The sequence below is a fragment of the Cytobacillus firmus genome (assembly GCF_023657595.1).
Lineage (GTDB): Bacteria > Bacillota > Bacilli > Bacillales > Cytobacillaceae > Cytobacillus > Cytobacillus firmus_B.
On the sequence record NZ_CP098323.1, the window covers coordinates 633,434 to 646,184 of the forward strand.

The following is a 12,751-nucleotide window of genomic DNA, read 5'->3' on the forward strand; positions in this document are numbered from 1 at the left end:
TCGAGATGAAAGGAATTTTTACAGCGTTGATGTGTTCATTTGATGAAAACGGAAGGGTGAACGAAAAGGGATTAAGGGAGATTGTCCGTTACAATATCGAAATTTCAAAGGTAGATGGCTTGTATGTCAATGGAAGTACAGGTGAGAACTTTCTGATTTCCACTGAACAAAAAAAGCAAATCTTTGAAATTGTAAAAGATGAAGCTAAAGATCAGGTTAAATTGATTGCTCAGGTGGGTTCATTAAATATTGATGAAGCAGTAGAATTAGCACAATTTGCAACAGATTTAGGCTATGATGCTATTTCTGCTGTTACACCATTCTACTATAAGTTTGATTTCCAGGAGATTAAAGATTATTATTACACCATTTTAGAAAGCGTTAACAACAAAATGATCATCTATTCTATCCCAGCCTTAACAGGGGTTAGCATGAATCTTGAGCAATTTGGAGAGCTTTTTGAGAATGAAAAAGTAATCGGCGTGAAATTTACAGCACCTGATTTCTTCTTACTGGAAAGACTTCGCCATGCTTATCCTGATAAGCTCATCTACTCGGGATTTGATGAAATGCTGCTTTCGGCAAGTGTCCTGAATGTAGACGGAGCGATTGGCAGTACGTTTAATGTAAATGGAGAGCGTGCCAAGCAAATTTTTGAACTGGCACAAAATGGCCAGATTGAAGAAGCAAGGGAGCTTCAAAAAGTAACCAATGATTTAATCGGCGAGATTTTAGATAACGGCTTATACCAGACGATTAAAGAGATCCTGAAGACACAAGGCGTTGATGCAGGTGTATGCAGGAAGCCAATGAAAGCGCTTGAAGAGGACAAAGTTCAGCGTGCGAAAATGATTGCGGAAAAATATCTGTAAAATCAGGGGGATAAATGATGACTGGATCTTTTGCTGTAATTGATTACGTTATATTATTTGCCTATCTATTGTTCATTCTTTGGGTAGGGATTGCAGTTGCCAAAAAAGAAATGCAGGGAAAAGAGTTCTTCAAAGGGGATGGCTCTATTCCTTGGTGGGTGACATCTGTCAGCTTATTCGCAACCTTATTAAGTCCGATTTCATTCTTATCCTTAGCCGGAAACTCCTATTTAGGATCATGGGAGCTGTGGTTTGCACAATTAGGTTTATTTATTGCCGTGCCAATCGCGATTTATTATTTCCTGCCGGTTTACCGGAAATTAAATTTAGATACAGCTTACGAATATTTAGAGCGCCGCTTTGATACAAAGCTGCGCGTCATTGGGAGCCTTCTTTTTATCGTCTATCAGATTGGGCGCATGTCCATTATTATGTATCTGCCGGCGTTAGCATTAGCGGCTGTTACTGGCATCAATGCTGTACTGATCGTATTATTCATGGGTGTAGTGGCAACCATCTATTCAGCCTTTGGAGGAATTAAATCAGTGCTTTGGACAGACTTCATCCAGGGTGTAGTCTTAATCGGCGGAGGTATTTTTGCCCTCATTATGCTGATGTTCTCCATTGATGGCGGATTTGGAGAAGTGGTCCGTGTCGGTACCGAAGACGGGAAGTTCTTTACGGATACACCATTCTTCGATCCGAACTTTGTCAATAACAGTGTTCTTCTTCTTATTTTTGGCGCCGGGATTTCAACTGCATTCTCATATATTTCAAGTCAGGACATGGTTCAGCGTTATTTAACAACCACTGACTTAAAAGAAATGAATAAAATGACTTATTTAAATGGTATTCTGTCACTTGGTACGGCAACATTATTCTTCTTTATCGGAACAGCTTTATATACATTTTATACGCAGCAGGCAGGTGCGATGCCTGAAGGTAAAGCCGACCTGATTTTTGCCAACTTTATCGTGGCTGAGCTGCCGGCAGGAATTTCAGGCTTGCTGATTGCCGGATTATTCGCTGCGGGACAATCAACACTTTCAACGGGCTTGAACAGTGTGGCGACAAGCTGGACATTGGATATTCAGAAAGTTCTTAAACCAGATATGAGTGATGAAAAAAGCACCAAAATGGCGCGTAATGTATCCACAATTGTAGGGATTTTCTCCATTGCTTTTGCCATTGTCCTGATTTACACAGATGTTGGAGATGCTTATTCCTGGTTTAATGGATTGATGGGATTAGTATTGGGTATCATCGGAGGTACCTTCACGCTTGGAGTCATGACGAAAAGAGCAAACGCGAAAGGGGCCATCTGCGGTTTCTTCGCAACAGCAGCCCTTGCAGTCTATGTGTCTTACTTTACTGATATTACTTTATGGGCCTATTCCATCATTAATTTAATTGCTTCTATCGTGTTCGGTTATGTCTTTAGCTTATTATTCAAGCAAAAAAGCAAAGCTGAAGATGAAAATCTGACATACTATGATAGAAAAAAACCAGCGTAAAATGGTGAGACTATGTTTCAAATAAAAAAGAAAATAAAAACGGATGTCTTAGTGGCCGGAAGCGGGCTGGCCGGGATAAAAGTAAGCAAAGAGCTTGCAGATCAACAGGCCGATGTATTGATGGTGACAAAAATGCAGGTAGCTTCAGGTTCAAGCTTTTATCCGCTGAAAGCCTCCCTTGGAACTCAGGTGACAAAAGATCATGAAGATGAATCGATATTTCTTGAAGATATTGAAAGCTTGAGCCATGGCATGCATGGGCGGGATTTAGCTGAGGTGTATGTAAAAGAAATTCCGAAGCGTGTAAAGGAATATCAGGAGATTGGTGTGAAGGCGAAAAAGCTGGAAGGGGAGCGTAAAGCCTGTTTCGCTGAACATGAACGGGATATCTATTTATTAAGTGACTGGGATCAGATTCGCGAAAATGTGAGAACTATTTTTGCAGAGTATGAAAACCTGTCTATCCTGGAAAAGACAATCGTCCTTACTTTGCTGAAGAAAGATGACCGTGTGGCGGGAGCCATACTTTTAGATGAGAATAATGACCTCGTTATGGTGGAATGCAAATCTGTCATTTTAGCAACGGGCGGATTCGGCAGTATTTATCAGCATAACTTAAATCCCAATGATGTGGATGGCTCCGGCCATATCCTGGCTGTCGAAGCAGGGACCCGTCTTGTAAACATGGAATTTATTCAATTCATTCCAGGCATTACGGCTCCGAAATATAAAACCCTCTTTGGGGAACATACATTAATGTATTGTGATGATATAGTCGATGAAGCGGGAAGCAGCTTACTGGATTCTATGCTGCCTGAGGAGATATCGAAGCAGGAATGTCTGCAGATCAGGAGCACACACGGTCCGTTCACCCATTCACTTGATTCGAAGTATGTGGATATCGCGATGATGAAAAACATCATCGCGAATCGGAATGACCGCGGATTCAGGCTTTTATATCGGTCCGAGTTATATGAAAATGGGGAAGAGTTCTACACGGTCTATTTAAATTGGCTGAAAGAGAGAAATATTGATCTTTTGGAGAATGAAATTCGTATTGCCCCATTTGCCCATGCCAGCAACGGCGGGGTTTATATTGACACGTATGGCAGAACCGGTGTGAACGGATTATATGCCATTGGTGAGCTGTCCTGCAATATTGAGGGAGCGAACCGATTGGGAGGAAATTCGACTGGCGCCTGCATGGTATTTGGCAAAAGGGCTGCGGCAGATTGTGTCAGGTATATCGAAACACAAAGCCATGAGGAAATTTCTGAACCTGAAGCATTGAAACAGATCGAGAACATGTTTGGCGTTCAGGGGCAAACAAAAGGTCCTGTTAAAGATATGGAGAAAAAAGTTCATCAGGCTATTGAATCGATCAAAAAACTAATGTGGTATCATGGGAATGTCGTGCGCAATAAGGACAGTCTATTAAAAGCATTAGAAACCATCAGAAAGCTCGAGTCAGAGCTTGATTTAGGTAGATTGTTCGAACAGCAGGCAACCCGAAAGCTGACAATTAAGGCACGAAACTTCTTCAAGCTTTCGCAAATTCTGCTTGAGGCCATGCTGGAACGAAAAGAAAGCAGGGGCGCACATTTTCGTGAGGATTATCCGGAAGAACGTGAAGAATATAATAAAAGATTGTTTATTTCCATGAAAGATGATGGAGCATTGGAGTATCGCTTTCTAAATGAATAGGGAGTAGCTTTAATGCTCATAGATGGAGGGGAAAACCTGGTATGGGTTTTCTCTTTTTTCAATTGTAAGGGAGGAGCACAATCATGCAGCTTGGAGTTATTGATATTGGCGGAACATCTATAAAATATGGCATCGCTTCAGACGCAGGAGAGCTTTTTAGTCTTGATTCCATCCCGGCTGAGGCTTATAAGGGCGGTCCTTTAATAGTAGAAAAAGTGAAGATGATCTGTGATATGTTGTTAAAACAGGCAAGAGTCGAGGGCATTGCCATCAGCTCTGCAGGGCAGATTGATAACCAGAATGGAACCGTGGTGCATGCAACGGATAATATTCCGGGATATACCGGTACAAGTCTGGCTGAGGTCATTTCAAAACATACCGGATTGCCGGTTACGGTTGAAAACGATGTGAATTGCACAGCATTAGGTGAATATTGGCAAGGTGCAGCTAAAGATATGGATGATTTTCTCTGTGTAACTATTGGCACGGGGATTGGCGGTGCGTTATTCTTAAATGGTAAGCTATACACAGGAGCCAATTTTTCAGCCGGGGAAATCGGGCATATCAATCTGTACCCAAATGGGAAGCCCTGCACCTGCGGTAACAAGGGCTGTTATGAAAGGTATGCTTCCAGTTCAGCCCTATCAGAGCTAGTGGAGGAAAGAATGGGTGTGAACCTTCCATTAGAGAAGTTTTTCGAACTTGCCAGAGAGGGAAATAAGGAAGCTAATAACCTATTTGTACAGTGGGCAGATGATGTGGCGACAGGCATTCAGAGCCTTGTTCATATTTTTAACCCCGAGCTTGTACTGATTGGCGGCGGAATTTCTGCACAAGGAGACTTTTTATTGGAAGAGGTACAATCGTCTTTAGCGAAGAAAGTAATGCCAAACCACTGGAAGTCGCTTCGGATGAGAATTGCCGCACATGAAAACAAAGCCAATTTATTAGGAGCAGCCAAGCACTTTTTGGACATGAACAGGAAAAGTTAGCAGAGGGGTTACTATGGAAACGAATAGAAAAATGACAGGGCTGAAGCCTACTATATTAATGGAACAGCATAAACACAACTTTACTAAATCCGACCATAGAATTCATGAATATATTTTAACGAATACAGACAAGGTGTTATACCATTCATTAACGGAATTATCGGAAGCAATAGGAGCTGCAGAGGCTACAGTTCTGCGTTTCTTCAGAAAGCTGGGCTTTAAAGGCTTCCAGGATTTTAAATTTTCGCTCGCGCAAGAGGTTTCTGGTAATTCCAGTCAGGCGGGTGACGAGACCTATATTGAACGCATCCGCACAAACATGGTACATGCCATTGAAGATACGTATAGAATGCTGAATAATCAAGCTCTTGAAAACAGCATCGAAGCAATAGTCCGTTCCAGGGATGTAGTGATATTTGGCATAGGCTCTTCCGGAATTGCCGGGCTTGATATGCAAAACCGCCTCATGAGAATAGGAAAACATGTTGATGTCGTCACAGATCCTCACTTCCAGGTAATGAGGGCGACCTCCCTGGATGAACATTCCGTTGTGATTGCCATAAGTTTAACAGGCAGCACAAAGGATATTGTCGACACTGTTAAAATAGCCAATGAAAAGAAAGCTACTGTGATTGTATTAACAAACTATGTGAAATCACCTTTGGCCAAATACGCGGATTATATTTTACTGACCTCTGTAAAAGAAAGCCCGTTAGACAGCGGTTCATTAGTAGCCAAAATTACACAGCTTTATTTAATCGATCTTATCTGCACGGGGATCACCATGAAAAACTATGAACAAGCTTCAAAAGTGAAAATGGAGATATCTGAGAATATCAGTAATAAGCTGTACTAAAGCAAGCCAATGCTGGTTCAATTATTTTTATAAGGAAGGCCATTGTGCCTTCTTTTTTTCCAGCCCTAAAAATGGAGTTTTTTCACTGTTTTTCCCAGAGGTATTGTCACAATGTCCTCACCGCTGATATCCAGGGCATTAGCAGTTATAATTAGTTATAATCAGATATAACTATTCAGTGAAGGAGATACATAATGAAAAAGAAATCCCTGTTATTTTTTTCATCAATGGTCCTTTTTTTATCATTGGCTGGATGTCAGTCTAAAAATACAGGAGAAGAGCAGCGGGATGCAGCCGGAGAGAGTGTGGAACTGACTATTTCAGCAGCGGCAAGCCTGCAGGATGCCTTAACGGAGATCGAAGCAAGGTTCGAAAAAGAACATCCAAATGTGCTGATCAACTTTAACTTTGGAGCTTCAGGTTCTCTTCAGCAGCAAATCTCCCAGGGAGCACCCGCTGATCTTTTCTTTTCAGCTGCAGAGGATAAATTTGATAAACTGGTGAATGACGGACTGATTGAAGAAAAGAATGGAATTGACTTGGTCGGGAATGAGCTTGTACTAGTGGTGCCAAAGGGTTCGAAGGTCAAATCGTTTCATGCTCTCACAGAAGCAGATAAATTGTCCATCGGCACACCGGAGTCGGTTCCTGCCGGGAAATATGCGAAGGAATTATTAGAGAAAATAGATATCTGGAACAACATAGAAGAAAAAGTAGTGTATGCCAAAGATGTCCGCCAGGTCCTTACATATGTAGAGACAAATAATGTGGATGCCGGAATTGTTTATAAAACGGATGCGTTAATATCTGAAAAGGTCAACATAGTGGACACGGCAGAGGAGAATACTCATGATCCTATCATTTATCCTTTGGGTGTGATTAAGGATACAAGTCATCCTGAGGAAGCTAAGCTTTTCTATGATTATCTTCAAAATGAAAAATCTATGGATATTTTTAAAGAGTATGGATTTAAAGGATTGAAATAATTATATGGCTACTGATTTTTGGTCACCAGTCCTAATATCTGCTGAAGTTGCGGCTGTCTCAGGAGTATTGGCAATTATTCTTGGCGTTATCATAGGGAAGGGTATGGCAAATAAAAGATTTAAAGGGAAAGCCATCGCAGAGACCGCTTTCCTTTTGCCATTAGTATTACCGCCATCTGTTGTAGGGTTTTTGCTGATTGTCATTTTTGGAAGAAATAGTTTTGCAGGCCAATTCATTGAGTTTATTTTTAAACAGCCAGTTATGTTTACATGGTGGGCTGCTGTTATCGCTTCAACGGTTGTCGCATTTCCTCTTATGTATCAGTCTGCCAAGACAGGCTTTGAAGCAATTGATCGTGACATTGAAAATGCGGCTCGGGTAGATGGGGCGAATGACATTCAATTATTTATGAATATCACGATACCTCTTTCATACAAGGCCATTATTTCAGGCGGCATACTGAGCTTTACAAGAGCTTTGGGGGAATTCGGAGCCACTTTAATGTTTGCCGGTAATATTCCGGGAAAAACACAAACGATTCCAACAGCTATATATGTAGCCATTGATTCAGGCAATATGGAGATGGCCTGGTTATGGGTAGCGTGTATGATCGGGATATCATTTATCATGTTAGTTTTTGTTCAGCTGATAAAAACATAAGAAGACATCCTTTCGCGGGATGTCTATTTTTATTGCAGGAGACTGGAGTGCGCATAATACTTCAGGTGCCAGTTACGTCCTCCATCACCTTAACCTCTTTTCAAAAAATATTCCATTAATTCGGTGGTACCATTAGAGCTGCTGTTTGCTAAAGGGGATTTAGGAATTCATTAGGTCTTCCTTCTAAGTGACTGGAATAAAAAGGTTGTTAATTGGATGGCTTTTTAAGATAATTAAGAAAGACTTTATAAATCTAAGGGTGGCTAAAAATGAATATTTACCCAGCTGCGAATTTACCGAAAAGTATAATAGTAGAGTTTTTTAAGCTGCATTGGGGGAGCACGGAAATGGTTATTTCCAGTGGGATTTATGATTGCAGTGCACTGGACGGTTTTGCTGTTGTAGATGTAGATGACAAAATCATTGGCTTAATTACTTACCTAATTAAAGATAATGAATGTGAAATTATATCCTTAGATAGTATGGAAGAAGGTAAGGGGATAGGTACATCGTTAGTTCAAGAAGTAGAAAATCTTGCTATAAAGAAAAATTGTAAAATCGTAAAACTTATTACAACTAACGATAATTTGTCAGCATTAAAATTTTATCAGAAACGAGGATTTATTCTGTCTCAATTTATACTTAATGCGGTTGAGAAAGCAAGGAAGGTAAAACCCGAAATACCCTTAATTGGAAATGATGGTATTCCAATCAGAGATGAAATTGAATTGATAAAGGTATTGAACTAATTGGTGCTTATGTACAAAATTAGCTGCTAATATAGCAGCTTTTTCTTTTTAAACAAAGGAGTTGAAAGGGTTCAACCGAAAAATCGTAATGATTACTATTTACAAATCGTAATCATTACGATAAAATATTCCCTAAGTAAAGGGGGAATAAAATTGTTAAAAAGATTTGCAGGTTTACTTAGTTTATTTATAGTCATCTTCACGCTGGCTGCGTGTGGAGGAAAAGCTGCAAACAGCAGTGAAAGTGAGAGGGAATCAAAAGGATCCAGCAAAGAGCTTAAGATTTATACAACCGTATATCCGCTTCAGTTTTTTGCTGAACAAATCGCAGGAGATCAAGCTTCTGTGGAGTCTATTCTGCCACCGGAATCAGACTCGCATACATATGAACCAACAACCAGCGATATGATAAAAATATCTGAATCCGATGCTTTTATTTATAATGGGGCCGGTTTAGAATCATATGCAAACAAAATCTCGGAAACTATTCAATCTGACGACGTCAAGGTACTTGAAGCATCAAAAGAAATTATCTTGGAAAAGCATGTACATGACCATAAAGGAGAGGATGGCGGCCATGAGCATGAAGAAGAAGGCAGTCATGAGGACGGACATGCAGGACATAATCATGGGGATCAGGATCCTCACGTTTGGCTGGATCCTATTCGTTCTATTCAGCTGGCAGAGCATATAAAAGATTTATTAGTTGAATTAAAACCTGAGAAAGAAAAGATTTTTAACCAAAACTTTGAGGAGCTGAAAGGAAAGCTCGAAAACTTAGACCAGGACTTCCGTACACAACTTGAACATTTACCTGAAAATAAAATTATTGTATCTCATGCTGCTTATGGCTATTGGGAGAAAAACTATGGGATTGAGCAAATCGCAGTATCCGGCTTGAGCCCTGCTAACGAACCCTCACATAAAGAGGTGCAAAACATCATTAAGACTGCTGAAAAGCATGGTTTGAAGCATGTATTTTTTGAACAGAATATAACTCCTAAAGTGGCAGAAGTAGTTAGGAAGGAAATTGGTGCAGAGGCTTTACGTATACACAATTTATCGGTTTTAACAGATGAAGATATAAAGAATAATGAGGACTACTTTACGCTTATGCAGCACAACTTAGAGGAGTTGACAAAAGCATTATCGGAACCTTCATCCGAGGGAGATTCTGAGACAAATGAGCAGGGTGAACACGATCATGGCCATACTCATGCACATAATGAAGAAACAGCAAAAATTTATGAAGGATATTTTGAAAATAGTCAAGTGAAGGATCGATCCTTATCCGACTGGGAAGGTGACTGGCAGTCAGTATACCCATATCTTCAAGATGGCGCCCTTGACGAAGTATTTGCACATAAAGCAGAGCATGGGGGTGAGATGACAGCTAAAGAATACAAGGAATATTATAATGAAGGATATCAAACAAATGTTGAACGAATTCAGATACAGGGGAATAAGGTAACGTTTTTCAAAAACGGAGAAGAATTTACTGGGGAGTATGTCTACGATGGATTTGAAATTCTAACATATGATGCGGGAAATAGAGGGGTTAGATATGTATTTAAGCTAGAAGCAATAGCTGAAGGTCTTCCTCAATATATTCAGTTTAGTGATCATAGTATCTATCCGACAGAAGCTAGTCACTATCACCTTTATTGGGGTGACGACCGGGAAAAATTGCTGGATGAAGTTACCCATTGGCCTACGTACTATCCATCTGACATGGATGGCCAAGACATTGCCCATGAAATGATGGAGCACTAAGCTAAAAAGGCTTATAGCTTCAAACTCTTGGGTGAAATGGTCAAAAGCTCTCATCAGGCAGTCTAGGTGAAAAGAGATGTTTAACACTTGTATTCAGCAACAGGGACATTGATTGAATAAAACTACATCCAAAGCCGCTTTCCCTTGCGTATGGAAAGCGGCTTACTAGATTGATTTTTCCCTTAATTGTGTACTGTGATGCTTATTGGATTTTTTTAGTTAAAGATGGCCGCCTGTATTACATACAGGCGGCTTTCAATCAGCTATTAATCTCTATTTTATCTTCTTTATGAATATTTTCTGTTCCGGCTTCCAGTGCAGTCTTGTAGTATAAGCATTTATGCTCAATGACTTCCATTGTTTTTCTTAGTTCTTCCATTTGTGCTTCTGCATTTGCTTTTCGCTCAGAAACATGTCATATCTTTGCTGCAGTGTGGCATCCCCCTCAGAACACCAATCAATGAAATTTTTAATCTCTTTAATAGGCATTCCGGTGGCTTTCAGGCATTCAATCACTTTTAGAGCGCTAAGATCGGATTCTTTAAATAAACGGTTCCCGCTGGGGGTCCGTTCTACAAAGGGCATCAGACCTTCCTTATCGTAGTAGCGCAGGGTATATACTGTCAGATTCAATTCCTTTGCCACTTCGCTGATCGTGTATGTCTTCATTATTTATCTCCTATTATCAAAGATATAGACCTAGAGTTAACTATAAGGTATGACGTGAGATTATCATGGTATTTTATAAATGTCAAAGACATTTTATCGGGAATAAAAAAATTATATTAACCACTTGACCTAGAGTTAACTATAAGCCTTAACATGGTGGTGAAAAGAGATAAATGATGGGAACTTAATTGAGTTCTATTAAAATCTATCATTCTCTTAAAATATTTCAGGAGGGTTTATTCATGATAACTGCTAAAGCGCGGGCCGTTGACGGTCCGGACAAGCCGTTTAGAGCGGCTGAGATTAAAAGGCGCAATCTGGATTTGCATGATGTTCTGATTGAAATTAAATATGCTGGCATATGCCATTCTGACATCCATACTGCACACGGGGAGTGGGGTCCTGTGAACTATCCGCTTGTACCCGGGCATGAGATTGCAGGAATTGTTGCAGAAGTAGGAGCTGAGGTTACAAAGTACAAAGCAGGAGACCGGGTAGGAGTCGGATGTATGGTTGACTCCTGCGGCGAATGTGAAAACTGCCGTAAAGGAGAAGAACAATACTGCCTTAAGGGAAATATCCAAACCTACGCTGGTGTTGACAAATACGGCGAACCAACTCAAGGCGGGTATTCAACGCACATTGTAGTACAGGAAGAATTCGTACTCAGCATACCTGATAGCATTGGGCTTGACGCTGCAGCACCGCTGCTTTGTGCGGGGATTACTACTTATTCGCCGCTAAATCATTGGGAAGCTGGCCCGGGCAGGAAAGTAGCGGTTGTCGGTATGGGCGGCCTTGGCCATATGGCTGTCAAAATTGCACATGCCATGGGTGCAGAAGTGACTGTCCTTTCGCAAACATTGAATAAAAAAGAAGACGGCCTGCAATTTGGCGCAGACCATTACTTTGCCACAAACGACCCGGAAACGTTCAAAAAACTTGCCGGAACGTTTGATTTAATTATTAACACGGTAAGTGCGAAAATCGACATAGATGCTTACTTCTCGCTGCTCACGCTTGATGGAACATTGGTTAACGTGGGTGCTCCAGCAGAGCCATTGTCAGTCAATGTGTTCTCACTCATCGGCCATCGCCGTTCCTTTGCGGGCTCTATGATTGGGGGCATACGTGAGACGCAGGAAATGCTGGATTTCTGTGCAAAACATAACATCTCTCCAAAGATAGAAGTCATTACAGCTGATCAAATAGATGAAGCTTATGAACGAGTTTTAGCTTCAGATGTGAAGTATCGATTTGTGATTGATATCAGCACTATGTAAATAGTTCAAAAATGTCCTGAAAGCCTGGCTTTTGGGACATTCTATTTTTAATTGGGTTTGGTTAGGGTCATACAAAGATAGGTGGTTAAAAAATGAACATGGAAGACTTTATAGATTTTTGCCGAAAGGGAAATCCCATTTCAGGTGAGGACAAGGAATTGCATGGGCTTTTGACTCAATGCAGTTATGAAGCTCAAAGGATCACTATGGAATTGAATAATTCGTATCATTCAAAAGAGGAAATAGCTGAGATTTTCAGAGAACTGACAGGCAGCAAAGTTGATTCTTCATTTATGTGTTTTCCGCCATTTTATACCGACTTCGGCAAGAATATCTCGATTGGCAAAAACGTTTTTTTAAACACTGGGTGTTCCTTCCAGGACAGGGGCGGGATTCGTATTGGAGACGGCACCATGATCGGTATGAATGTCACGATTGCTACACTGAATCATGGGTTATCCTTAGAAACAAGAAACACAACATATCCCTCCCCAGTTATCATTGGCAAAAACGTCTGGATTGGTTCAAACGCAACCCTCCTGCCTGGTGTGACGATTGGTGAAAACTCTGTGGTTGCGGCAGGAGCCGTTGTCACTAAAGATGTTCCTGAAAATACTGTTGCTGCGGGAGTACCTGCGAAAATTGTGAAGAGGATTAATGATGGTTTAGAGTGATTTTAGTGTTATTAAAAC

The 12,751-nt window shown here is 40.7% G+C and carries 11 protein-coding genes and 1 pseudogene; 11 read left to right on the forward strand and 1 reads right to left on the reverse strand.

Annotation, left to right across the window (positions count from 1 at the left end):
• Nucleotides 1-5: 5 nt before the first annotated feature.
• The 9 genes from NAF01_RS03410 (at nt 6) to NAF01_RS03450 (ending at nt 10,107) form a co-directional block, all read left to right on the forward strand.
• On the forward strand, nt 6-872 hold the full coding sequence (locus tag NAF01_RS03410) for an N-acetylneuraminate lyase (protein WP_048009635.1): 867 nt from the start codon (nt 6-8) through the stop codon (nt 870-872).
• A 14-nt stretch (nt 873-886) separates the two neighbouring features.
• Entirely contained in the window at nt 887-2,386 is a 1,500-nt protein-coding gene (locus tag NAF01_RS03415; protein ID WP_226619632.1) for a sodium:solute symporter family protein, read from the forward strand.
• A 12-nt stretch (nt 2,387-2,398) separates the two neighbouring features.
• The gene (locus tag NAF01_RS03420; protein WP_250801745.1) at nt 2,399-4,090 is read left to right on the forward strand and encodes an FAD-binding protein; all 1,692 of its coding nucleotides are present in this window, start codon (nt 2,399-2,401) and stop codon (nt 4,088-4,090) included.
• 83 nt (nt 4,091-4,173) lie between these two features.
• Entirely contained in the window at nt 4,174-5,082 is a 909-nt protein-coding gene (locus tag NAF01_RS03425) for an ROK family protein (protein WP_197214172.1), read from the forward strand.
• 13 nt (nt 5,083-5,095) lie between these two features.
• Entirely contained in the window at nt 5,096-5,938 is an 843-nt protein-coding gene (locus NAF01_RS03430) for a MurR/RpiR family transcriptional regulator (RefSeq protein ID WP_250801746.1), read from the forward strand.
• A gap of 194 nt (nt 5,939-6,132) precedes the next feature.
• Nucleotides 6,133-6,924, forward strand: coding sequence for a molybdate ABC transporter substrate-binding protein (gene modA / locus NAF01_RS03435; protein WP_197214174.1), 792 nt, complete (start codon nt 6,133-6,135; stop codon nt 6,922-6,924).
• 4 nt (nt 6,925-6,928) lie between these two features.
• Complete coding sequence (modB, locus tag NAF01_RS03440) at nt 6,929-7,585, forward strand: molybdate ABC transporter permease subunit (RefSeq protein WP_250801747.1); 657 nt, start codon at nt 6,929-6,931, stop codon at nt 7,583-7,585.
• 269 nt (nt 7,586-7,854) lie between these two features.
• Nucleotides 7,855-8,334: a GNAT family N-acetyltransferase gene (locus NAF01_RS03445; protein WP_197248786.1), complete on the forward strand. Its 480-nt coding sequence runs from the start codon at nt 7,855-7,857 to the stop codon at nt 8,332-8,334.
• 153 nt (nt 8,335-8,487) lie between these two features.
• A complete protein-coding gene (locus NAF01_RS03450) occupies nt 8,488-10,107 on the forward strand; it encodes a metal ABC transporter solute-binding protein, Zn/Mn family (protein ID WP_250801748.1) in 1,620 nt (539 codons plus the stop codon).
• A gap of 259 nt (nt 10,108-10,366) precedes the next feature.
• Here the strand turns inward: NAF01_RS03450 and NAF01_RS03455 are convergent.
• Nucleotides 10,367-10,776: pseudogene (locus tag NAF01_RS03455) on the reverse strand (MerR family transcriptional regulator).
• A 242-nt stretch (nt 10,777-11,018) separates the two neighbouring features.
• Here NAF01_RS03455 and NAF01_RS03460 point away from each other — a divergent pair.
• Nucleotides 11,019-12,059 carry an NAD(P)-dependent alcohol dehydrogenase gene (locus NAF01_RS03460; RefSeq protein ID WP_163143888.1) on the forward strand — a complete coding sequence of 347 codons (1,041 nt, stop codon included), beginning with the start codon at nt 11,019-11,021 and terminating at the stop codon, nt 12,057-12,059.
• Between the two features lie 92 nt (nt 12,060-12,151).
• Entirely contained in the window at nt 12,152-12,733 is a 582-nt protein-coding gene (locus NAF01_RS03465) for a sugar O-acetyltransferase (RefSeq protein WP_163143886.1), read from the forward strand.
• The last annotated feature ends 18 nt before the right edge of the window (nt 12,734-12,751 follow it).